The sequence below is a fragment of the Acidovorax sp. SUPP3334 genome, from assembly GCF_030159055.1.
GTDB lineage: Bacteria > Pseudomonadota > Gammaproteobacteria > Burkholderiales > Burkholderiaceae_C > Paracidovorax.
In genome coordinates this window covers 60711-83502 of sequence record NZ_BQXQ01000002.1, presented here as the reverse complement: position 1 = coordinate 83502, position 22792 = coordinate 60711, and the positions used below count along the sequence as shown (strand labels likewise).

Here is a 22792-nt window from a genome sequence, read left to right as displayed (position 1 = left end):
CAACGGGGCGCCCTTGCAGGGTGCCGCCGGCTTCCGTGCCGTGCCGCCAGGTTCCATTACCACTCCAACACACCGTACCCATGGCCCTACACCCCACGCTGCGCGCCGGTCTCGGCAAAGCCTTTCTTCTCTCGGTGCTCTCGCTGTTCGCGGTGCCGCTCATCACGTTCTTCTTCGCCGGTCACGTGCAGCGCGACCTGGACACACAGTTCCTGGCCGCCATCGAGCCGCGCATCGAAGCCGTCAAAGACCTCTCGCCCGCCGACAAGCAGGAGCAAAAGGACTATTACCGGGCCCATCCCCCGTCCACCATCTGCACCGACCCCACGCCGGACGCGCAGGAGTACCGCGAGGCCATGTGCCCGCGGTACTCCAACAACTGGCAGTTCTTCATGGCGCGCGCCGTGGCGGTGTGGACGCTGGTGGCGGGTGCCGTGGTGCTGCTGGCCGCGCTGGGGCTGGGCGCGCTGGCTTTCGTGAACCGCAGGCTGCAGCACGCGAGCTTCATCGCCGGCTGGCGCCTCATGACGGCAGCGAGCGCGTTGGCCGTGGTGGTGGAGGGCGCGATGGTGGCGTGGCTGTCGTTCTGGGTCACGGCGTACTTCTGGCACCGGTATTCGCCCAAGCTGATCATGGCCGTGTGCATCGGGGTCGCGGTGGCGGTGGTGCTGGCGGTGGTGGGCATCTTCAAGCGCGTGCACAGCCACAGCGAGGTCGAGGGCGAACTGGTGCAGGAGGCCGATGCGCCGCTGCTGTGGCAGCGCATCCGCCACATGGCAGAGCGGCTCAAGACGGCGCCGCCTCAGCAGATCGTGGCGGGCATCGATGCCAATTTCTTCGTGACCGAATCGCCCATCCAGGCGGGCGGGAAAATGCTCACCGGGCGCACGCTGTTCGTCAGCATTCCGTTGTTGCGCCTGCTCGACCAGTCCGAAGCCGATGCCGTCTTCGCCCATGAACTGGCCCACCTGGGCGGCGGCGATACCGAGAGCAGCGCGCGGCTGGGGCCGAAGCTGGTGCAGTACGACCAGTACCACCATGCGATGCGCACATCGGGCCTGACGGCCGTGGTGTCGCCGCTGCTGACGCTGTACCGCCTGATCTTCGAATGGGCCCTGGCGCGCGACAGCCGTGCCCGCGAATTCAAGGCCGACCGCGTCGCTGCGCAACTGGTGTCGCCGCAGGCCATCGGCCAGTCGCTGGTCAAGATCGCGGCCTATGCCAAGTACCGCCACAAGATCGAAAGCGACCTGTTCGACAAGGAAGAGCAGCTGGCCGGCGCGCTCGGCATTGCGCACTTCATCTCGCGCGGGTTGCCGCCCTACGCGCAGTCCGCCGAGTTCCAGGCCGCGATGCAGACGGCGCATGTGCCGCATCCGTTCGACACCCACCCGCCCATGCCCGAGCGCATCCGCAGCGTGGGCTGGGTGCTGCCCGAGTCGGATTACGGCGCCATCGTGGTGCGGCCCCCTGAGCGCACCTGGGCGCAGGACATTATTACGGCCGATGCCATCGAGCAGCGGCTGTGGAGCGACTATGAACAAGCCTTCGCGCAAGGCCACGAGCGCAGCCTGGCCTACCGCTACGAGCCTGCCAATGCCGAGGAACTGGCTGTGGTGCTCAAGTATTTTCCTGCCCGCCAGTTCGCGCTGAAGGGCGGCCGCACGGTGCAGGTGAGCCACGAAGGCATCACGACCTCGGCCGATGGCGCCACCGTGCCCTGGGACGCGGTGAAGGCCATGGCCTTCAAGGACAGCATCCTGGGCGATTCGCTCACCATCACGCACCCGGAAAAAAGCCTGCTGCGCGCCAAGACCACGAAGCTCAAGCTTCCCGGCCTCAAGAAGGACAAGCAGCGCTTCAAGGCGACGCTGGAGCACTACTGGGAGCGCCACCAGGTCATGCGCGGGCGCGAAGCCCTGGACGACTGAACGGCCGGTTCTGGCCCCAGCCCCGGCGGGCGGCGCGGCGATGCGAGCCGGTCAGCCCTTGGCGTATTCCGGCCGGTCGTTCTGCGCGGGCTTGAGCGGCGCAGCGCTCTTGCCCTCGGCGCGCTCCTTGCGCCATTGCTCCTTGCGCGCCGTCCACTCGTTCAAGCGCTGGTGGGCCACCGTGCTGTCTTTTTCCATCTGCTGCGCGTCGGCCAACTGCGCCGACAGCTCCAGGCGGATGCCGTTCGGATCGAAAAAGTAAATGCTCTTGAAGATGTGGTGATCGGTCACGCCGAGCACCTCGATGCCGTGCGCCTGCAGCCGGGCCTTGGTGTTCTCCAGCTCCTGCACCGTGTCCACGCGGAACGCGATGTGGTTGACCCACAGCGGCGTGTTGGGCGAAGGCTCGGCCTTCACGTCGTCGCCCAGGTCGAAGAAAGCGATGAAAGAGCCGTCCTTGAGCCTGAAAAAGAAGTGCGTGTAGGGGCAGTACTCGCCCGTGCTGGGCACGTAGTCGCTCTGGATGATGTGATAGAGCGGCAGGCCCAGGATGTCTTCGTAGAAATGCCGCGTTTCCTCGGCGTCGCGCGCCTTGTAGGCGTAGTGGTGCAGTTGCTGCACGGCGGCGGGCGGGGGCAGGGTGGACAGATCGGGCTTCAGCACGGCGTTCATGGCGGTCTCCATCGTATGATTTTTAAAATTGTACTATCCGTAATTAATTTCATATGAGTGAATTTTCATCGGCGCCCGGCCCGCTTTATAGTGCGGCCCTTCGATCGTTTCGACCCCCGCCCACCGAGGTTCTTCACCCATGCGCCTGTAAGCCCCCCTTCCGTCCGTTCCGCTTCGCCCTTGTGCGGGAAGCGGCCGACCCGATGGCTTGGAGCTTCACCATGGCGACATTCAACGCGGACCACCGTCCGCACCGCGGAGCATTCGACGCTGCTCCGGTTTCCTCTTCCTCTTCTTCCTCTCCCGCATCCGTTTCCGATGCTTCCGCCCCCGCTTCTTCGCTCTCGCGCGAAGGTTCCTTGCTGCGGCTGTGCGGGGTCCAGTGGCGGCGCGCCGACGGCGAAGCGCTGTGGGCCCAGGCGCTGGACTTGAGCCTTGCCCCCGGCATCACCGGCCTGGTGGGCGACAACAGCGTGGGCAAGAGCGTGCTACTCGCGCTGGCCGCAGGCACGCTGGAGCCCGCCACTGGCGCGGTGGTGCGGCATTGCCGCGTGCATGCCGTGGACCAGCACCGCGCCGGCACCACGGTGGCGGCGCTGGCGGGCCTCGATGCGGTGCTGCAGGCATTGGCACGCCTGGAAGCCGGGCAGGGCGGAGACGCGGACTTGCTGATGGCCGAGGGCCGGTGGGACTGGGCCGCCCGCTGGCAGCGCACGCTCGAAGGCGTGGGCCTGGCCCATCTGCCGGCCGGGCATGACGCGGCCCTGTTGAGCGGTGGCGAACGCGCCCGCGTCGCCCTGGCCGGCGCCTTTTTCTCCGAGGCCGATGTGCTGCTGCTCGACGAGCCCACCAACCACCTCGACGCGCCCGCCAAGCGCTGGCTGGCCTCGGCCTTGGGCGCCTGGCGCGGCGCCGTGCTGGTGGCCACGCACGACCGTGCGCTGCTGGAGGGGGTGGACCGCATCGCAGAACTCACGCACCACGGCCTGCGCACCTATGGCGGTGCCTGGAGCGTCTACGAGGCGCAGCACGGCGCCGAAGCCCAGGCGGCGCACGCCGCGCTGCACCATGCGCGGGCCGAGCGCGATGCCGCGCTGCGCGACCTTCGACGGCAGCACGACGCACAGGCCCGCCGCGCCGCCCGGGGTCGCACTGCCGGCAAGGACACGAACCAGTCGCTTTTGCTGCTGGACCGCAAAAAGGGCAACGCAGAGGCCTTCGCAGGCCGTGAGCACGAGTGCCGCCTGCAGGCGGCCGAGCGGCTCGACACGGCCGTGCGCGAGGCCGCAGGGCGAGTGGGCGCTGCCGCGGCGCTGGCCCTTGCGCTGCCGGAAAGCGCCATTCCCGCAGGCAAGCCCGTGCTGCGGCTGGAACGCGCCGTGCCGCCGCAGCCTGCTTGCGGCGCACAGCCGCTGGACGGGGTGTGGAGCGGGCCCGTGCGCATCGCCATCACCGGCCCGAACGGCTGCGGCAAGACCACGTTGCTGCGCAGGGTGGCCGGCCAGTTGGCGCCGGCTTCGGGCCGGGTGCACTGCGCCGTGCGGACCGCCTGGCTCGACCAGCACAGCGCCACGCTGCTGCCACCCGGCCAGAGCGTGCTGGAGCGGCTGGCGCAGACCGGCTCGCCGCTGCCGACCGCCGTGCTGCGCACCCGACTTGCGCAACTGGGGCTGGATGCCGCTTGCGTGCAGCGGCTTGCCGGCATTTTGAGCGGCGGCGAGCGCATCAAGGCCGCACTGGCGTGCGCGCTCTGGGGCGGAGAACCTGCGCAGATGCTGCTGCTGGACGAGCCCACCAATCACCTGGATGCGCGGGCCGTGCAGGCTCTGCAATCTGCGCTGCAATCGTTCACCGGGGCGCTGTTGGTGGTCTCGCACGACCGCCACTTTTTGCAGGCCCTGGCGCCGCAGGCCGTGTGGGCCTGGGAAGGGGAGAAGGATGGGTGGAACCTGGATGCCGAGCCGCAGGTGGCGTTGCAGTGAGCCCTCGGCCGGCATGCCGGCGCGGCGCGAGAGCGGCGTGCGGCAGGTGCGCCGTCAGGACGCCAGCGCGGCGTTCTTCCAGGCAGCGGCGGCGGCTTCGATATCGCCCCGCCGCTCGGCCATTTCGGCCAGGTGGCGCCAAGCGCTGCAGCGCAGGCTGGCATCGCCCAGTTGGACCGTGGCCTGCGTGAACATTTGCTGCGCCTTGCCCCAAAGTTGGCGCCGCAGGCAGGCCATGGCGGCCAGATACTGCAGGCGCGCATCGCGCGGGTTGGCCTGCTGGGCCGATTCGATGCGGGCCAGCCAGGCGGTGTCGAGCGCGTCCAGGTTGTTTTCCAGCGCGCGCACCAGCTTGAGCGCCTGGTGGTCGGTAATGGCGTGGGGCAGTTCCACCATGCGCTCCCACACGGGCAGCAACCACTGGCGGACCTGCGCCGCGTCGCCGCCCAGGGTGCTCAGGCGTTGCGCAGCGTGGATGGCCAGCTCGGGCATGGCGCGCTCGGCGGGCTCCAGCGACATCCACACCTGCTGCAACTGGGCGGGGTCGTGTGCGCCGTTCAGCAGCTCCATGGCCAGGCCACGCACGATGCTCTGCGCCGCGCTGGGCGAGAACGCCCGGTGCTTGCCCAGCAGGCGAGCGGTTTCCAGGGCTTCCTGCGTCTGGTGTGCCAGGCGCGTGGCTTTCAGGCGCGCGCGCAGGGCCAGCGTGCGCCGGGCCGCGCCCTGGGGCAGGGCCGCCAGGCGTTCGAGTGCGGCATTGGCGTCGCGCTCGTCCAGCGACCAGCGCGCGGCGCGCAGGTGGGCGCCTTCGCGCAGTTCCAGTTCGGTGACCGGGGCGCGGTCGGGAATGTTGTTGAGCGCGTTTTGCAGATGCGCCTCGCGCGTGGCCCGGTCCTGCAGCGCATGCGAGCTTTCGGCGGCCACCAGATGGGCCAGCGTGCGCAGCTGGCGGCCGTGGGGAACGGCCTCGCCCGAGGCTTCCAGCGCCTGCTCCTGCGCGAGGGCGGCGGTGGCGGCCTTGCGCGAGCGGATGAAGCGCCCGGCCAGCAGTTGCGACAGCGCATCGAGCAGCGCCGCGTGCATGGAGCGTTCCTTTTGCTGCGCGCGCCAGCGCCGGGCCTGGCGGGGCAGCTCCAGCAGTGCGGCCAGGGCCCGCAGCGCGGCGTACAGCGTGGCGAAACCGCCGAAGAGCAGCAGCAAGACGAGGTTGAGCGACAGATCGACGCGGTAGGGCGGCCAGAACAGGGTCACCGTGCCCTGGTTGTTGCCCGCGAACAGCGCGGCCGCGACGGCCACGCCAAAAAGTGCCAGAAACCAGAGAGCTGCGCGCATGGGTGCGGTCCTCTGGTGGCTCAGCGGCCCGCCGCGGCCGTGGCCAGGGCGGACAGGGTTTCGTCGAGCGGCGGGAGTTCGGCCGTGCGGATGTGCGACTGCGCCTGCTGCAGCACCGTGGCGGCCATCTGCGTGCGGCGCGACGCCGGGTCGAAGTAGCGGTTGAGCGCTGCGCTCGCGGCGGCCAGGTCGGCGCGGGCCGAGTCGAGCTGGCGGGCCAGCACGCCCAGGCGGGCGTTCATGAGCTTGAGCTTCAGGTTCTCGCGCAGGAAGAACGCCTGGTCGGGGGATACCAAAATCGCCTCGGGCCGGTCGATGCGGCTCACGCGCAGCAGGCCGCGGGCCTCGTCGCGCACCACTTCCCAGGCGCGCTGCAAAGCGGATTGCCACCAGGGGCTGGGCGCTGCGGGCGGCGAGGTGCTGTCACCGGCGGGCACCTGGGAATTCATGCGGCGCGTCGCGGCGGCCTGTGCCACCGCGTTCTGCAGGGGCAGCTCGTCCACCTGCCGCACCAGATCGTCGAGCCGCGCGAGCAGGCCGGCGGTGTCGGTCACCTGGGCGGCGCCGATGCGCTCCAGGTCGCGGCCGATGGCGCGCGACAGGGGTGCAAGGCGCGGCTGGGCGGCGCGTTCGATGCGCTGGTTGGCGCTCTTCAGGGCCGCCACCAGCGGCTCCAGGCTGCCGGTGAGCTGGGCCTGCTGCTGCGCGAGGCGAATGCCGGATTCGATGTCCACCACCAGGTTCTCGTCGCGCGAGCGCGACAGGCTTTGCATCAGTTCTTCGAGCTGGGCGCGTTGCAGGGCGACTTCGCTCACGCGGGTCTCGTTCACCGTCAGGCGGGCCGAGGTTTCGCGCGACACATCGAGCGCCTGGTGAGCCAGCGTGCGGGCTTCGATGGACTGGGCGCCGGAGTCGGCCGTCTGCCGGGCCAGTTGCTCTTGAATGCTGTTGAGCCGCTGCCACAGCAGGGCACTGCCCAGCAGGCCGGCCGCGGCGACCAGGCCCAGCGCCCAGAGCGCGTAGCGGGTGCCGGCCCCGCTTCTCGCGGGCACGGCGGCCGCAGAGGCAGGGGCGGCATGCGGTGGGGCGGCGGGGGCGGAAGCGGGCTCGAAACTCATGGGTGCGATTCTATCGAGGCGACCACGTCGTCGAAGGCGGGCCGGCACTGCCGCACGGCCCCGAAGCCTGCGGCGTCGGCGGCCTGCGCGATGCGCGGGTGGGTGACCAGCGCGCGGGCATCGCGCCAGTCCTGGCCGGGCAGCGCCGCGGCGAGATGGGCCACCGCTTCGGAACTGCTGAACAGCCAGAGCGAGCCATCGGTGGCGGCCCCGGTGGCCAGGGCCTGCTGCTCCGGGGTGAGCTGCGGTGCGCAGCGTTCATATGCCGCCACGAACTCCACCTGCCCCCCGGCGGCGGCGATCTGCTGCGCCAGCCATTCGCGCCCCGTGCCGCCCTGGGCGGTGTCGCCGGGGCCGTCCGCATCGCCCTGGCTGCCGCGCACGATCAGGATTCGGTCACCGGGCCGCACCTGCGGCTGCACCTGTTCCCAGAGCGATTCGGAATCGAACTGCCCCGCCGTGGCTGCGGGCTGATCGATCCTGTCCGCGGGCAGCCCGCACTCGCGCAATGCCTGGGCGGTCCCGGGGCCGGGTGACCATGCTCTTGTTTTTGTAGCAATACCCCCTAGTGCCAATTGCGCTGGAGGCCGATTTGACTCAAAGAAGTAGCGCACGGCGTTGGCGCTCACGAACATCACCGCACGGTAGGTGTCCCAGCCCTCGCGCGCCTGGCGCAGCGCCGCGACCGCTTCGGGATCGCTGCAGCCGGCAATGGCGATCAGCGGCAGCGCCACCGCCTCGATGCCACGGGCATGCAGGCCGACGACCCACTTCGCGGCATCGCGCTCGGGACGGGTGACGATGGCGCGGCGGGCAGGGGACGTGTGGTGCGAAAGGCTCAATGGACGGAATCTGAGTGGAAGGAGGGAAGTGACGGCAGAGGGTTTCAGCCAGCGGGCTGCGCGCCGCGTGCGCACAACTGCGCTGCGGCGTCGCTGCCCAGGGCATCGGCCTGCGCCAGGGTCTGCACGGCGCCCGACACGCTGGCGCGCACCAGCGGCAGCACGCCTTGCGGGTCGCCCCACGCGGCGTCGAGCTGCAGCGTGCCGTCCGCCTTCCAGTGGGAGTACGCGGCCAGCGGCATGGAGCAGCTGCCGCCCATCGCGCGGCTCACGGCGCGCTCGGCCGTCACGCCCAGCCAGCTGGGCCAATGGGCCAGCGGCTCCAGCGCGGCGATCACGTCCTGCCGGTGGCTGCGCACCTCCAGGCCGAGCGCGCCCTGGCCTGCGGCGGGCAGCATCTCGGACGGCTCGAAGGTCGTGCGGATGCGGTCGTGCAGGCCCAGGCGCTTGAGGCCCGCGGCGGCGAGCACGATGGCGTCGTACAGCCCTTCGTCGAGCTTGCGCAGGCGGGTGTCCAGGTTGCCGCGCAGCGGCTCGATCTTCAGGTCGGGCCGCAGGGCCTGCAGCAGCACCTGGCGGCGCAGGCTGGAGGTGCCCACCACCGCGCCCTGGGGCAGGTCGGCCAGGCGTGCGTGGTGGTTGGACACGAAGGCATCGCGCGGGTCTTCGCGTTCCATCACCGCCGCGAGGTGAAAGCCCTGGGGCAGCTCCATCGGGACGTCTTTCAGCGAGTGCACGGCGATCTGGGCGCGGTCTTCTTCCAGCGCCACTTCCAGCTCCTTCACGAACAGGCCCTTGCCGCCCACCTTGCTGAGCGTGCGGTCCAGGATCTGGTCGCCCCTGGTGGTCATGCCCAGCAGCTCCACCGCATGCCCCCGGGCCTGCAGCAGGGCGCGGACATGTTCGGCCTGCCACAGGGCCAGGCGGCTTTCGCGGGTGGCGATCACGAGGGGGGAAAAGGAGGGGTGTGGAGAGAGATTCATCGCGGTGTCGGGAGGGCCTGGCGCGAGGGTGCGCGCGAGGCCGGGCGCCGTGCGGCGCGGGCAGCGGGGATGCTAGCATGGGCCGCTGCAGCAGCCGCCCTCTGTCCATGATGCGCCGAGCGCGCAGGAGACCCTTTCCGCATGAACGCGACCCCCCGCAAAACCGACGCCGCGCCCGCACCGGCCGCGCCCCGCAGGACCGACAAGGACCTGCCGCTGATCCAGGACATCCGCCTGCTGGGCCGCATTCTGGGCGACGTGATCCGCGAGCAGGAAGGGGTCGCCGCCTATGACCTGGTCGAGCAGGTGCGCAAGCTGTCGGTGGCCTTTCGCCGCGACGCCGATCAGGAGGCGGACAAGGCGCTCAAGAAGCTGCTCAAGGGCCTGTCGGGCGACCAGACGGTCAGCGTGATCCGTGCCTTCACCTATTTCAGCCACCTGGCCAACCTGGCCGAGGACCGCCACCACATCCGCCGCCGCACCGTGCACGAGCGCGCCGGCAGCGCGCAGGAGGGCAGCATCGAGGTGGCCCTGGCCCGGCTGCGCTGGGCGGGCATCGCGCCGCGCACCATCTCGCAGACGCTGGCCAAGAGCTATGTGGCCCCGGTGCTCACCGCCCACCCGACCGAAGTGCAGCGCAAGAGCATCCTGGACGCCGAGCGCGACATCGCCCAGTTGCTGGCCGAGCGCGGCGACATCCAGGTGCGCGCCCAGCTGTACAACAGCGCCAAGGACGCGCTCACCCCGCGCGAGTTGGCCGCCAACGAGGCGCGGCTGCGTGCCCGCGTGGCCCAGCTGTGGCAGACGCGGCTGCTGCGCTACACCAAGCTCACCGTGGCCGACGAGATCGAGAACGCGCTGTCGTACTACGAATCGACCTTCCTGCGCGAGATCCCCAAGATCTACGCCGATCTGGAGCGCGAGCTGGGCAACCAGCCCGTGGCGAGCTTCCTGCGCATGGGCCAGTGGATCGGCGGCGACCGCGACGGCAACCCCAACGTGAGCGCGGCCACGCTCTCGCTGGCGCTGGGCCGGCAGGCCGAAGTGGCGCTGCGCCACTACCTGACCGAGGTGCATTTTCTGGGCGGCGAACTGTCGCTGTCGGCCCGCCTGGTGCAGGTTTCGCCCGACATGCAGGCCCTGGCCGAGCGCTCGCCCGACCACAGCGAACACCGGCAGGACGAACCGTACCGCCGCGCGCTCACCGGCATCTATGCCCGGCTGGCCGCCACGCTGCGCAACCTGACCGGCGGCGAGGCCGCGCGCCATGCCGTCGCGCCGCAAAACCCCTATCCCGATGCCGAGGCTTTTCTGGCCGATCTGCGCGTGATCGAGGCCTCGCTGCGCTCGCACCGCGGCGCGGCGCTGGCCGCCGAGCGCCTGCACCCGCTGGTGCGCGCGGTGGAGGTGTTCGGCTTTCACCTGGCCACCGTGGACCTGCGCCAAAGCTCCGACCAGCACGAAAAGGTGGTGGCCGAGCTGCTGGCCACCGCGCGCGTGGAGCCCGACTACGCGGCCCTGCCCGAGGCCGACCGCCGCGCGCTGCTGCTGCGCCTGCTGGCCGATGCCCGGCCGCTGCGCGTGGTGGGCGCCACGTATTCCGAGCACACCACGGGCGAGATCGCCATCTTCGAGACGGCGCGGCAGATGCGCGAGCGCTTCGGCCCGCAGGCCATCCGCCACTACATCATCAGCCACACCGAAACGGTGAGCGACCTGCTCGAAGTGCTGCTGCTGCAAAAGGAAGTGGGCCTGATGCACGGCACGCTCGATGCCGAGTCCGCCGCACCGGGCAGCGGCGCCAGGCCCGCCACCACCGACCTCATCGTCGTGCCGCTGTTCGAGACCATCGAAGACCTGCGAAACGCCGCGCCCATCATGCGCGAGCTGTACGCCGTGCCCGGTTTCGCCGCCATGGTGCAGGCCAGCGGCGCCGAGCAGGACATCATGCTGGGCTACAGCGACAGCAACAAGGACGGCGGCATCTTCACCAGCAGCTGGGAGCTGTACCGCGCCGAGATCGCTCTGGTGGCGCTGTTCGACGAGCTGGCCGCCAGCCACCGCATCCAGCTGCGCATGTTCCACGGCCGCGGCGGCACCGTGGGCCGCGGCGGCGGGCCGAGCTACCAGGCCATCCTGGCGCAGCCGCCCGGCACCGTGCGCGGGCAGATCCGCCTGACCGAGCAGGGCGAGGTCATCGCCTCCAAATACGCCAACCCCGAAATCGGCCGGCGCAACCTGGAAACGCTGGTCGCCGCCACGCTGGAGGCCACGCTGCTGCAGCCCACCAAGCCCGCCACCAAGGACTTTCTGGAAGCGGCGGCGCAGCTGTCGGTGGCCAGCATGGGCGCCTACCGCGCGCTGGTGTACGACACCCCGGGGTTCACCGATTACTTCTTCAATTCCACGCCCATCCGCGAGATCGCCGAGCTGAACATCGGCTCGCGGCCCGCCTCGCGCAAGCCCAGCCAGCGCATCGAAGACCTGCGCGCCATTCCCTGGGGCTTCAGCTGGGGCCAGTGCCGGCTCACGCTGCCGGGCTGGTACGGCTTCGGCGCCGCGGTGGAAGCCTTCGTCAAGCAGCCCGGCCAGGATCCCAAGGCGCAGATGGCGCTGCTGCAGAAGATGTACCGCCAGTGGCCGTTCTTCGGCACGCTGCTGTCCAACATGGACATGGTGCTGGCCAAGAGCGACCTGGCCCTGGCCTCGCGCTACAGCGAACTGGTCGCCGACACGCGATTGCGCAAGAGGGTTTTCAGCGCCATCGAGGCGGAGTGGCAGCGCACGGCCGACGCGCTGACCCGCATCACGGGCGAGAAGCACCGCCTCACCCACAACACCGCCCTGGCCCGCTCGATCCGACACCGGTTTCCGTACATCGACCCGCTGCACCATTTGCAGGTCGAACTGGTGCGCCGCTGGCGTGCGGGGCAGGGCGACGAGCGCGTGCAGACGGGGATTCACATCTCCATCAACGGCATCGCTGCGGGGTTGCGCAATACCGGCTGAGGCGGTGGGGGCGCGCCTGCTGGCGCAGCTCGGCATGGTGGGTTTTCAGCGGATGCTGTCCTTCCTTGTCGTTTTTAATAGTTACGTTGCGTAGCCAAAAATATGGGCGACTCCGTGTTTCTGCTCCGCTTTGTTTTCTAGAATCCGTGATTCGAAAACAAGCGACAGCAAACAAGGGAGTGTTGATGAGCGGCATGGTCAAGGTGGACCCGGAGCAGTTGCGCGCGCAACTGGAGAAAAAGCTGCCGCCCAAGGTGCGGCTGTTCCAGCTCGACGATATTCCGGGCGTGATGCGCTCGCGCATGGGATGGCCGGTAGCGGCGGCGTTGATGGAGCGGTGGTTTCGCGGGGCGGCTTTCGAGATGCCCTATGAGATGAAGCGGGGTGATCCTCCCCATCCAACCGCCACGTTGAATTCGGTGCAACTGGATGAAAGCACCGTCTCCATGGCCTGGGCTCTGGGTTTCGCACGGGTGCGTACGGCCATGGCGACGTTGCAGGCGCAGTGGGCCAGCCCGGCCGGTTTGGCGCAACTGAGGAAACTGGTGGTGCAGCAGGGCAGGGTGCGCCCTCAGCCGTCTTGGCGGTTCGGCTCGCTGGGCCAGCCGGCCAAGGCCGTGGATAAAAGCTGCCAGGTGAATATCTTGAGCGTAGGGCGTTTGAGCGATCCGCTGGACGATTTCTACGGCGCGATGGGGGAGGCGATACTCAAAGTGGCGGTGTCCGGCATCGTCACTTCCAAAGGCGCTGGAAAGACGGCCATCCTGATCGATGAACTGGGCTTTTACTTGCGAGACTCCTACGATTTCAACGATGGCGACCAGCCCTTCCTCTCGCAGCCCCTGGGCTTCTGGGGGTATGGGGGCGTCAGCCGCATCGACCTGGGGGAGCGAGTGTCGATTTCTGAACAGTGGGCGAATGAAACAGAGGCCAAGGCTCGGGGCCATTCCTACTGGGTCCAGAACCAGGACTTTCGCCGATGGCGTGGCATGCACGGACGGGGTGGCGACTTCATTGTCCTGTCCGACGTGCATCGGGTTGGCCTGCCTTTTCCTATATCGCTGGAGTGGTCATGAAACTGCCCGATTTCAAGAAGGTTCCGTGCATCGTCTGGTGCGTGGCGCTGGACCTGTTGCTCCTGTCGGGCTGGTATGTGTCCGCCCCCACTTTCCGTTCCAGCTACAACAGCCCCCGCATGGCGTATCGCCTGGAGTTTTATGATCCATCCATTCTTCAGCGCATCGTTCATTACGATTTCAGGATGCCCGCCATGGTGCGCTTGTACCAAGTGGACCCTAGGGCCTTGCTGGGCGAAAGCGAGGTGGTCGATATGAACGGCGGCAATAGCCAGATCATGTGGTTCGTGGACCCCCCCAAGGACCTACAAATAGTGAGCGTGGGCATGGATGTGGAGTTCAAGAACGTTCCGCTGGAATGCGCCGAGCAGGATTTGCATTTGCCCGAATGCCAGAAGAATTTCGGAAAGTGACGGCAATGCTTTCCTCCTTCAAGAAAATTCCGTGCATCGCCTGGTGGCTGGCATTGCACGCCGCCATTTTTCTGGCCTGGTACGTTTCCACGCCGACGCTCTACAACCGCTATAACAGCCCCCGGTATGTTTACCGATTGGACATCTACCACGCCTCCTGGTGGCAGCGAGTCACCCACCCCGAGATGAAGAAGCCGGCCGTGGTGCGCCTGCACCGATTCGAGTCCAGGGTGCTGCTCGGCGAAAGCACTGTGGTCGATCTGTGGCACAACGACGGCATCGTCTGGGACGTGGACACACCCGGCCCCGTGAACAAGGTGCACGTGGGCCGCGATGTGGTGTTCGAAAAGCTCCCCTCGGAATGCACGCCGCCTTCGCCGTTGCTCAGTTGCGAAGGGCGCTCGTGAAGTGGCCGTCGAGGCGTTTTGCTTCATCGGCCTGTCCGACGTGCATCGGGTTCACCTTCCGTTTCCCATCAAATTGGAAGGGTAATGAAGCTGAATGACTTCAGGAAAGTCCCTTGCATCGTCTGGTGCCTGGCATTGACTGCATTGGTTTTTGTGTCTTGGTACGCTGCGACGCCCCCATTTTTCGATAGCGAAAACAGCCCTCATCGCGTCTATCGCCTTGAGTTTCATAAAGCGTCTCTCGTTCAGCGCATCATTCATCACGACTACAAGATGCCCTACGTGGTGCGGTTGTACCGTGTGAATTCCAAAAAACTCCTGGGTCAAAGTCAGGTCGTCGATCTTTGGATGAATGGAGAAATCCATTGGTGGTTGAGTCCGCCCAACAATGCGGTACAGGTCGGCAATGATGTGGCTTTCGAGAACATTCCTCCCGAATGTGCCGATCCATCGCCCCCTCCGGCCTGCGACGCAAAACATTGATGGATACTCTGCCCGTTTCAAGCGCAAAAAAAGTCCCCTGCCTCGTCTGGTGTCTGGTGTGGAATGCCTTGTTGTTCATCGACTGGTTTGCCGCCACGCCCAGGCTATTCAACAGCTACAACAGCCCCAGGTGCGTTTACCGGCTGGAGATTCATGATGCTTCCCTGTTGCAGCGTGCTATTCATTACGACCAAAAAATACCGTCACTTGTGCGCCTGTACCACGTGAATTCCAGAGCCCTGCTGCGCGGCTTGTCTCGTGTCTGCGTTCGGGGCGTGACCCGCTGAATTTTTCCATCTCTCTCCAGGATTGCAGCGATCTTGAAAACGGCAATGGCAGGTTGGGCTAGGCGCTTGTGGGCGCAGGACGCGCTGGTCTACGGGGTGCGCGTTTTCATCGCCCTGAGCGGCGCCATGGCCGTGTGCTGGTGGCTGGACAGCGTGCCGCTGGTGACACCGATCTTCCTGGGCATCATCGCCAGCGCCATCGCCGAGACCGACGACAACTGGCGCGGCCGGCTGCGGGCGCTGCTCGTCACGCTGGCGTGCTTCGCCACCGCCTCGTTCTCGGTCGAGGCCCTGCTGCCGTGGCCGCCGTGGTTCGTGGCGGGCATGGCCGTGTCCACCTTCGGCTTCACCATGCTCGGTGCCGTGGGCGAGCGCTATCGGGCCATCGCCTCGGCCACCGTCATCCTCGCGCTCTACACCGCCATCAGCGTGGCGCCCGGCGCGCACCAGGGCAGCGGCAGCGGCCTGGCTTCGAGCGAGCCCACCTGGCTGCTCGCCGGCGCCACGTGGTACGGCCTGCTCTCGCTGGGCTGGTGCGCAATGTTTCCGCACCAGCCGGTGCGGCAGAACCTCGCCAAGCTCTACGGCGTGCTGGGCGCCTACCTGCGGCTGAAAGCCAGCCTGTTCGAGCCCGTGCGGGGCGTGGACGTGGAGCGCCGGCGCCTGGCGCTCGCACAGACCAACGGCCGCGTGGTGGCCGCGCTCAACACCACCAAGGAAAGCATCTTCAGCCGCCTGCGCGCCCGCAGCGACGCGCCGCCCCCCACCGGCCGGCTGCTGCGCCACCTGAACCTGTACTTCATCGCGCAGGACATCCACGAGCGCGCTAGCTCGTCGCACCACCATTACAACGACTGGGCCGACGTGCTGTTCCACAGCGACGTGCTCTACCGCTGCCAGCGCGTGCTGCAACTGCAGGGCGTGGACTGCACCCGCCTGGCCGAAGCCCTGCAGACGCACGAACCTTTCGTGCGCGACCCCGCCGGCGAGCGCGCCATGGCCGACCTGCACGACTCCATCGCCCACCTGGAAAGCCAGCGCCAGAGCGCCTGGCAGCGGCCCTTGCGCAGCCTGCGCGCACTGGCCCGCAACCTGGTCACGCTCTCCGGCCAGCTCGATGCGGCCACGCACCCCGACGGCGGCGAGCGCCTGGGCGACACCAGCCTGCTGGACCGATCGCCCCGTTCGCTGGCCGAGGCCTGGGGCCGCGTGCGCGCGCAACTGCACCCGGGCACGCCGCTTTTCCGCCACGCCACGCGCCTGTCGCTGGCGCTCGCGGCCGGCTATGTCGCCATGCAGCTCATCGACCCCGTGCACGGCTACTGGATTCCGCTGGCCACGCTGTTCGTGTGCCAGCCCACCTACGGCGCCACCGTCACGCGCGTGTCGCAGCGCATCGCCGGCACCGCCATCGGCCTGGTGGTCGGCTGGGCGCTGCTCAAGCTCTTTCCCAGCCTGCCGCTGCAGGCGCTCTTCGCCGTCGCGGCGGGCGTGCTGTTCTTCGTCACCCGCACCACGCGCTACCTCACCGCCACCGCCGCCATCACGCTGCTGGTGCTCATGTGCTTCAACCAGGCCACCGGCGAGGCTTACACGCTCATCCTGCCGCGCCTGCTGGACACCCTGATCGGCAGCGCCATCGCCACCGTCGCCATGATGGTCGTGCTGCCCGACTGGCAGGGCCGCCGCCTGGCCACCGTGGCCGCGCAAGCCCTGCAGGCCAACGGGCAATACCTGCGCGAGCTCATGTCCCAATACGCCACCGGCAAGGAAGACGACCTGGATTACCGCCTGGCCCGCCGCACCGCGCACAACGCCGACGCCGCCTTCTCCACCGCCCTGTCCCACATGCTGCGCGAGCCGCGCCACGTGCGATCGCACTCGCAGGCCGGCATGCGCATGCTGGTGCTGTCGCACACGCTGCTCAACTACCTCTCGGCGCTCGGCGCCCACCGCGGCCAGCTGGCCGAAGGCATGGACGACCCGCTGGTGCAGGAAGGCGCCCGGTACGCCGTCGAACGCATCGAAGCCGTCGCCCGCGCACTGCGCACCCGCGAAGCGCTGCAGGGCGATGCCGCGCGCGGTGAAACCCTTGCCACCGCCCTGGAACAGGCCGCCGACGCCGCGCCCGACACGTTGCGGCTCGTGCTCACGCAACTGGCGCTGGTGTGCCGCCAACTCGCCTCGCTGGAAGCCGTGGCCGCGCAACTGGCAGCGCGCGGGGTGCTGCAGCCGGCATAGCGCCCGTGTGCAGTGGCAACTGGCGCGCTGTGCCCATGCGCTTCGCTGCTGGTCCCGAAAAGCCCTGGTGAGGGTTGATTGCGGATTGGTTACGTCGCGTAACCAAGAAGTCGCCGAACGTGGCGCCGTGCGTGTTTTTTGCGCTGAGAATCCGCAGTTCCGAAAACAAGTGAACACGGACGAGGGAGGTTGCATGAGGGAAATGGTCAAGGTAGACCAGGAGCGGCTGCGCGCGCAGCTGGAGAAAAAGCTGCCGCCGAAGGTGCGGCTGTTTCAGCTCGACGATATCCCCGGCGTGATGCGCTCGCGCATGGGGTGGCCGGTGGCGGCGGCGTTGATGGAGCGGTGGTTTCGCGGGGCGGCTTTCGAGATGCCCGATGCGATGAAGCTGGGCGATCCTCCCCATCAAACCGCCACGTTGAATGCGGTGCAACTGGATGAACGCACCGTTTCCATGGCCTGGGCGATGGGTTTCGCACGGGTGCGTACGGCCATGGCGACGTTGCAGGCGCGGTGGGCCAGTCCGGCCGGTTTGTCACAACTGAGGAAGTTGGTGGAAAAGCGGGGCAGGGTGCAGCCTCAACCGTCTTGGCGGTTTGGCTCGTTGGGCCTGCCCGCCAAGGCCGTGGATGAAAGTTGCCAGGTGAATATCTTGAAGGTGGGGCGTTTGAGCGATCCGCTGGACGACTTTTACGGCGCGATGGGGGAGGCGACACTCAAAGTGGCAGTGTCCGGCATCGTCACTTCCAAAGGCGCTGGAAAGACGGCCATCCTGATCGATGAACTGGGCTTTTACTTGCGAGACTCCTACGATTTCAACGATGGCGACCAGCCCTTCCTCTCGCAGCCTTTGGGCTTCTGGGGGTATGGGGGCGTCAGCCGCATCGACCTGGGGGAACGTGTGTCGATTTCTGAGCGGTGGGCGAACGAGGAAGAGACCAAAGCACGGGGCCATTCCTATTGGGTTCAGAACCAGGACTTCAGCCGTTGGCGTGGCATGCACGGACGGGGCGGCGACTTCATTGTCCTGTCCGACGTGCATCGGGTTGGCCTGCCTTTTCCTATATCGCTGGAGTGGTCATGAAACTGCCCGATTTCAAGAAGGTTCCGTGCATCGTCTGGTGCGTGGCGCTTGACCTGTTGCTCCTGTCGGGCTGGTATCTGTCCGCCCCCACTTTCCGATACAGCTACAACAGCCCCCGCATGGCGTATCGCCTGGAGTTCTATGACCCATCCATACTTCAGCGCATCGTTCATTACGATTTAAGGTTGCCCAAATTTGCCCGCCTGTACCAGGTGGAGCCCCCAGCCCTGCTGGGCGAGAGCGAGGTGGTCGATATGAGCGACGGCAATGGCAAGATCATGTGGTTTGTAGAGCCCCCCAAGGACCTACAAATAGTGAGCGTGGGCATGGATGTGGAATTCAAGAACATTCCGCTGGAATGCGCCGAGCAGGATTTGCATTTGCCCGAATGCCAGAAGAATTTCGGACAGTGACGGCGATGCTTTCCTTGTTGAAGAAAATCCCGTGCATCGGCTGGTGGCTGGCACTGCACGCCGCACTGTTCCTGGCCTGGTATGTGTCCACGCCGACGCTCTACAACCGCTACAACAGCCCCCGGTATGTGTACCAAGTGGACATCTATCACGCCTCCTGGTGGCATCGGGTCACCCATCCCGAGATGAAAAAACCGGCCGTGGTGCGCCTGTACCGATTCGAGTCCAGGGCGCTGCTCGGCGAAAGCCCGGTGGTCGATCTTTGGCACAACGACGCCATCGTCTGGGACGTGGACACGCCCGGCCCCGTGAACAAGGTACACGTCGGCCGCGATGTGGTGTTCGAAAAGCTACCCTCGGAATGCACTCCGCCTTCGCCGCTGCTCAGTTGCGAGGGGCGCTCTTGAAATGCCTGCCGAGGCGAATTGTCTGAATGTTCAGACCCATCGCAGTTGGCAGCGTGTTCTAGACAGCCGTGAGGTTTTTTGGGAAGTCTCGTGTATTGCCTGACGAGCCCGTACTGAATTTTGTGTGCGGCGCAATCTCAAAGCTCGCTGCATGCCATCGATGCCTACTGCACGGCGATCCAACGCTCCACACTGTCGTTTCGCGAGAAATCGGCACTGCTAGTGTGAGCCTGGCCAGGTCTGGCCAAGCCAGGCTGCGGCTTGTGTTTTTTCAATCCCCCAGCAGTTCCCCCACCGCCCGCAGATCCTCCACCCGGTCGCAGATCGCCTTCACCGCCATCATCACGGGAATGCCGAGCAGCAGGCCCCACAGGCCCCACAGCCAGCCCCACACCAGCACGCTGACGAACACGGCCACGGGGCTCATGCGGCTGGTCTTGCTGGTGAGCCACGGCGTGAGCAGGTTGCCCACCAGGGTGTGGATGACGAGCGATGCGCCGCCGATGGCCAGTGCCATGTCCAAGGTGCCGAACTGCAGAAAAGCGACCAGCGCCGAGGCTCCCGTGACCACGACCGAGCCGATGTAGGGCGCGAGATTGAGCACGCCGGCCACCACGCCCCACACTGCGGGGTTTTGCAGGCCCAGCAGTGCGTACACCACGCCCGTGGCCACGCCCACCAGCACGCTGGTGAGCAGTTGCACCAGCAGATAGCGCTGGATCTGGCCGGTGATGTCGTCCAGCACGGCCATGGTGACCTTGCGCCGCTCCAGGCTGTGGCCGGCGATGCGCATCAGCTTGCGCCGGAACAGGTTGCCCGACGCCAGCGCGAAGAAGGTGAGAAAGATCACCACGGTGAGCTGCCCGGCGGCCGAGGCCAGGCCCATGGTGCCGCTCCACACGTAGTCGCGGATGTTGAAGGGTGCGCGCTCGATCACCACGCGCTGCACGCCCCGGCGCGTCTGCGGCGGCACGCTGTCGTTGGCGGCCTGCTCGATCTGCGAGGCGGCCTTCTGCATGGTGTCCAGCGGGCTGGGGCCGCTCACGCGCAAGCGGGCGGCGTCGCGCACCTTGCGTGCCGCGACGGGCAGCGAATCGACCAGTTCGGCCGCGCCGTCGCTCAGTGACCAGGCGGCGCCGGTGAGGCTTCCGACGATGCCGATCAGCAGCACGCCGGCACCGAGCCAGCGGGGAATGTGCCAGCGGTGCAGCGCGGTCACCGCGGGGTGCAGGGCGGTGGTGAGCAGCACGCTCAGCATCAACGGAATGAACACGGCGCTCGCCCAGTGCAGCAGGGCGACGGTGGCGAACAGGGCCAGCAGGGCGAGCGACATGTTGCGCACGTCCAAGGGCATCTGCAGCATGATGTTCGGCGCCGAGGGGCCGGCCATGGCGGCCGGGGACGGCGTGGGCGGCGATGTGTGGGAAGCGTCTGAAAACAAGGACGAGGACCAGGACGAGGACGCGGCGGCGGATGAGGGCGATGCCGCGCTGGCTTCGGCCGCGCCGCCCGCCGCCGGGCCCGGGCGGTGCACGGCGTTTTGCGCTGCGGGCGCTTGCGCTGGTTCGGTGGGTTGTGCCGGCCGTGCGGGTTTCGCGCTGGCGTCCGTCCCGATCACGGCGTCGGCCTCGGCGCGTTCCGGTGCCGGCGGAACGTCTTCCGCCGGGTCCGGCGCGGCGGGGTGTTCGGGTGGAGGGTTGTCGATCTGCGGAGCGCCGCCAGCCGGCTGATGACCTGTGGCTGCAGAGGTCGGAAGGGCGCGCGCCAGGGGCGGCGTGGGGGTTTTGGGGGCGGCGGGGCGGGGCATGGCGGGGATTTTGTCGCAAGGCGGCTCGCGCGCCGCGTAGGTGGGCGCCGCAGCAGCGGGGCGCGCAAGTCCGGGAAAGCCCGGTGCGCAGCGTTGGGGATGGCCCGCGCGGGTGACCGGGCAGTTCGTCGGCACCGCATCGGCAGCAAGCCGGGCGCGGAACGCAGCGGGGCTCTTTGTGCCCCGAATGGCCCGTTTTCCCCGTGAGAACGGGGCCAGGGTAGTGTGGGCGCATGGGCCTAGCGAGCCGGCAGCAGGGGAAAAGCGGCGCTGTTCGGCCGATGCCCCATGCCTGCCGCGGCTAGCATTTGCGGGTATGGAATCTGACAAAAAACTCGCGCGCAGGGCCGGCCCCGCGCCGCTGCACAACGGCGGATCGGCGGCTGCCGCGCGTTCGGCGGGCCTGCGCTGGTTGGCCCCTGCCGGCGTTCTGGCCGCGGCCGCCTTGCTCGGCGGCTGCGCCGCGCCGGACCTGCCGCAAAGCGAGGCGCATGCGCCGTCCACCCAGAAGACGGCGCGCGCCGTGCAGCACTGGGACGTGCTGGCCCGCGATGTGGCCGAGCGCACGGCCGTCAAGCTGCGGGACTGGCCGCCGGGCGAATACCCGCTCTACATCGTGCCCGCGCAGGGCGATGGGTTCGATGCGGGCTTTCGCTCGCTGCTGATGACGCGGTTGGTGGACCGGGGCATCACGCTGTCGGTGCAGCCGACGGGCGTGCGCATGGCCGTGTCCACGCAGGTGGTGCAGCACCAGGGCGGCGGGGTGGGCGCGCCGCCGCGCGTTCGGCTGTCCGAGGGGGTGGCCGTGGTGCGCGATGCCTCCGGCGCCTATGTGCCGGCGCCGGACGTGCTGCTCGCCAGCGGCCCGGCGCGCACGGAAATCCTGGTGACGACGTCCATCCAGTCGGACGAGCGCGTGCTCGCACGCACCAGCGACGTGTATTCGATCGACCAGGGCGATTTGGCGCTGTACCTGCCGCGCATGCCGGCGGTGGTGGCCACGCCGGTCAAGACGTGGCAGGTGGTGCCATGAGGCGCCGCACCCTGCTGACCGCCGCATTGGCCGGCGCCGCGGCGGTGGCCCTGCCGGGCTGCGCGCGCTACTACTACGGCAGCGCGGCCGCGGGCGGCGTGCAGACCGATCTGCTCGAATTCAACCAGAAGGCCGCCGACATGCTGCTGCAGGGCGCGCCGCTCGACCCGCGCCTGCCGGTGCTGGTCGCCACGCTGGTGCATCTGGACCGGCTGAACGAGTCGTCCCGGCTGGGCCGCCTGTGCTCCGAGCAGATCGCCGGGCGGCTGGTGCAGCGCGGCGTGCGCGTGACCGAACTGAAGCTGCGCGAAAACCTGGTCATGCGGCCGGGCGAGGGTGAACTGCTGCTGTCGCGCGAGGTGCGCGAGGTGAGCCGGGCGCAAGCGGCGCAGGCCGTGGTGGTGGGCACTTACGCGGCCACGCCACAGACCGTGTACGTGAGCCTCAAGCTCGTGAGCCCCGAGGGCAATGCCGTCATGGCCGCCTACGACTACGCGCTGCCGGTGGATTCGGACATTCGCATCCTGCTGGCGATGCGCTGAGGCCTTCCGGCGCGCCACCATGAAAAAACCCGGCCAATGCCGGGTTTGAACATCACAAGCTTGTTGCTACTAAATTTGTAGCAATGTGCCTTAGAGGAATATGCGCTGGACGGTTTTTTGGCTTAAAGCCGTCTCTGCTCAATGCAGCATCAGCGCGCCGGCCGACTTGCTCTTGCCGGCGCGGGCAGGCGGGTTGCACAGGCCACAGGTGTAGTTGCGGGCGTTTTCGTACAGCTCGGTGACGAACTGGCCGCTGCACTGCGAGCAGGCGGTGCGGGTCAGCATGCCGGCGTCCACGAACTTCACCAGGCGCCAGGCGCGGGTGAAGGACAGCAGGGGTTCGATCTCGGCGGTGGTGACCTGCTCGTTGTACAGGCGGTAGGCCTTGGTGAGCAGTTCCACCGAATCCAGATCCACGCCCTTGGACAGGTATTCGTAGATGTTCAGGAACAGCGAGCTGTGGACGTTTTCTTGCCAGGTCAGGAACCAGTCGGTCGAGAAGGGCAGCTGTCCCTTGGACGGCGACTTGCCGGCGATCTCCTTGTACAGGCGGATCAGGCGCTCGTAGGAGAGCGTGGTTTCCGACTCCAGCACCTGCATGCGGGCACCCATCTGGATCAGCATGGCGGCGCGTTCGATCTGCTTGGACTCGTTGAGGACGCTCTTGACGGGTGCGGACATGGCTGGCTTTCGAAGAAGGGTGGACGGCGGCGGCAGGCGGGTGAAGCGG

Annotated in this window: 21 protein-coding genes; 14 read left to right on the top strand and 7 right to left on the bottom strand. The window is 67.7% G+C overall.

Annotated elements, in window-relative coordinates; translation table 11 throughout:
• Positions 1 to 80: 80 nt before the first annotated feature.
• Entirely contained in the window at positions 81 to 1931 is a 1851-nt protein-coding gene (locus AVHM3334_RS01290; RefSeq protein WP_284408952.1) for a M48 family metallopeptidase, read from the top strand.
• Between the two features lie 51 nt (positions 1932 to 1982).
• On the opposite strand, the gene AVHM3334_RS01285 is transcribed toward AVHM3334_RS01290, so the two are convergent.
• Positions 1983 to 2603 carry a VOC family protein gene (locus tag AVHM3334_RS01285; protein ID WP_284408950.1) on the bottom strand — a complete coding sequence of 207 codons (621 nt, stop codon included), beginning with the start codon at positions 2601 to 2603 and terminating at the stop codon, positions 1983 to 1985.
• A gap of 221 nt (positions 2604 to 2824) precedes the next feature.
• Here AVHM3334_RS01285 and AVHM3334_RS01280 point away from each other — a divergent pair, with 221 nt between their 5' ends.
• Positions 2825 to 4585 (top strand): ATP-binding cassette domain-containing protein, encoded by a 1761-nt coding sequence (locus tag AVHM3334_RS01280; protein WP_284408948.1) that lies wholly within the window; start codon positions 2825 to 2827, stop codon positions 4583 to 4585.
• Between the two features lie 54 nt (positions 4586 to 4639).
• Here the strand turns inward: AVHM3334_RS01280 and AVHM3334_RS01275 are convergent, their stop codons facing one another.
• From AVHM3334_RS01275 to hemC, 4 genes are read right to left on the bottom strand one after another with little or no spacing between them, the layout of a single operon-like run.
• Positions 4640 to 5917, bottom strand: coding sequence for a heme biosynthesis protein HemY (locus tag AVHM3334_RS01275; protein WP_284408946.1), 1278 nt, complete (start codon positions 5915 to 5917; stop codon positions 4640 to 4642).
• 20 nt (positions 5918 to 5937) lie between these two features.
• A complete protein-coding gene (locus AVHM3334_RS01270) occupies positions 5938 to 7035 on the bottom strand; it encodes a uroporphyrinogen-III C-methyltransferase (protein ID WP_284408944.1) in 1098 nt (365 codons plus the stop codon).
• Complete coding sequence (locus tag AVHM3334_RS01265; protein ID WP_284408941.1) at positions 7032 to 7877, bottom strand: uroporphyrinogen-III synthase; 846 nt, start codon at positions 7875 to 7877, stop codon at positions 7032 to 7034. The genes AVHM3334_RS01270 and AVHM3334_RS01265 overlap by 4 nt, the downstream gene beginning before the upstream one ends.
• A gap of 44 nt (positions 7878 to 7921) precedes the next feature.
• On the bottom strand, positions 7922 to 8860 hold the full coding sequence (gene hemC / locus AVHM3334_RS01260) for a hydroxymethylbilane synthase (protein ID WP_284408939.1): 939 nt from the start codon (positions 8858 to 8860) through the stop codon (positions 7922 to 7924).
• Between the two features lie 141 nt (positions 8861 to 9001).
• Between hemC and ppc the strand changes: the two genes are divergently transcribed.
• The 10 genes from ppc (at position 9002) to AVHM3334_RS01210 (ending at position 18680) form a co-directional block, all read left to right on the top strand.
• Entirely contained in the window at positions 9002 to 11869 is a 2868-nt protein-coding gene (ppc, locus tag AVHM3334_RS01255; RefSeq protein WP_284408937.1) for a phosphoenolpyruvate carboxylase, read from the top strand.
• A 185-nt stretch (positions 11870 to 12054) separates the two neighbouring features.
• Positions 12055 to 12945, top strand: coding sequence for a DUF6402 family protein (locus AVHM3334_RS01250; RefSeq protein WP_284408935.1), 891 nt, complete (start codon positions 12055 to 12057; stop codon positions 12943 to 12945).
• The gene (locus AVHM3334_RS01245; RefSeq protein ID WP_284408933.1) at positions 12942 to 13358 is read left to right on the top strand and encodes a hypothetical protein; all 417 of its coding nucleotides are present in this window, start codon (positions 12942 to 12944) and stop codon (positions 13356 to 13358) included. Before AVHM3334_RS01250 ends, AVHM3334_RS01245 begins: the two co-directional genes overlap by 4 nt.
• A 5-nt stretch (positions 13359 to 13363) precedes the next feature.
• Positions 13364 to 13765: a hypothetical protein gene (locus AVHM3334_RS01240; protein WP_284408932.1), complete on the top strand. Its 402-nt coding sequence runs from the start codon at positions 13364 to 13366 to the stop codon at positions 13763 to 13765.
• 84 nt (positions 13766 to 13849) lie between these two features.
• Positions 13850 to 14248 carry a hypothetical protein gene (locus AVHM3334_RS01235; RefSeq protein ID WP_284408930.1) on the top strand — a complete coding sequence of 133 codons (399 nt, stop codon included), beginning with the start codon at positions 13850 to 13852 and terminating at the stop codon, positions 14246 to 14248.
• The gene (locus AVHM3334_RS01230; protein ID WP_284408928.1) at positions 14248 to 14535 is read left to right on the top strand and encodes a hypothetical protein; all 288 of its coding nucleotides are present in this window, start codon (positions 14248 to 14250) and stop codon (positions 14533 to 14535) included. The genes AVHM3334_RS01235 and AVHM3334_RS01230 overlap by 1 nt, the downstream gene beginning before the upstream one ends.
• Positions 14536 to 14580: 45 nt before the next feature.
• Positions 14581 to 16776: a YccS family putative transporter gene (gene yccS, locus AVHM3334_RS01225; protein WP_284408926.1), complete on the top strand. Its 2196-nt coding sequence runs from the start codon at positions 14581 to 14583 to the stop codon at positions 16774 to 16776.
• A 193-nt stretch (positions 16777 to 16969) separates the two neighbouring features.
• On the top strand, positions 16970 to 17860 hold the full coding sequence (locus AVHM3334_RS01220; RefSeq protein WP_284408924.1) for a DUF6402 family protein: 891 nt from the start codon (positions 16970 to 16972) through the stop codon (positions 17858 to 17860).
• Positions 17857 to 18273 (top strand): hypothetical protein, encoded by a 417-nt coding sequence (locus AVHM3334_RS01215; RefSeq protein ID WP_284408922.1) that lies wholly within the window; start codon positions 17857 to 17859, stop codon positions 18271 to 18273. The genes AVHM3334_RS01220 and AVHM3334_RS01215 overlap by 4 nt, the downstream gene beginning before the upstream one ends.
• A 5-nt stretch (positions 18274 to 18278) precedes the next feature.
• Entirely contained in the window at positions 18279 to 18680 is a 402-nt protein-coding gene (locus tag AVHM3334_RS01210) for a hypothetical protein (RefSeq protein ID WP_284408920.1), read from the top strand.
• A gap of 271 nt (positions 18681 to 18951) precedes the next feature.
• Here the strand turns inward: AVHM3334_RS01210 and AVHM3334_RS01205 are convergent, their stop codons facing one another.
• On the bottom strand, positions 18952 to 20487 hold the full coding sequence (locus AVHM3334_RS01205) for an AI-2E family transporter (protein ID WP_349816601.1): 1536 nt from the start codon (positions 20485 to 20487) through the stop codon (positions 18952 to 18954).
• Between the two features lie 316 nt (positions 20488 to 20803).
• Between AVHM3334_RS01205 and AVHM3334_RS01200 the strand changes: the two genes are divergently transcribed.
• Both AVHM3334_RS01200 and AVHM3334_RS01195 read left to right on the top strand, forming a co-directional pair.
• On the top strand, positions 20804 to 21520 hold the full coding sequence (locus AVHM3334_RS01200) for a hypothetical protein (RefSeq protein ID WP_284408918.1): 717 nt from the start codon (positions 20804 to 20806) through the stop codon (positions 21518 to 21520).
• On the top strand, positions 21517 to 22062 hold the full coding sequence (locus tag AVHM3334_RS01195; RefSeq protein ID WP_284408916.1) for a FlgO family outer membrane protein: 546 nt from the start codon (positions 21517 to 21519) through the stop codon (positions 22060 to 22062). The genes AVHM3334_RS01200 and AVHM3334_RS01195 overlap by 4 nt, the downstream gene beginning before the upstream one ends.
• A gap of 138 nt (positions 22063 to 22200) precedes the next feature.
• Here AVHM3334_RS01195 and flhC read toward each other — a convergent pair whose 3' ends face one another.
• Positions 22201 to 22743: a flagellar transcriptional regulator FlhC gene (gene flhC / locus AVHM3334_RS01190; protein ID WP_092740592.1), complete on the bottom strand. Its 543-nt coding sequence runs from the start codon at positions 22741 to 22743 to the stop codon at positions 22201 to 22203.
• Positions 22744 to 22792 lie beyond the last annotated feature (49 nt).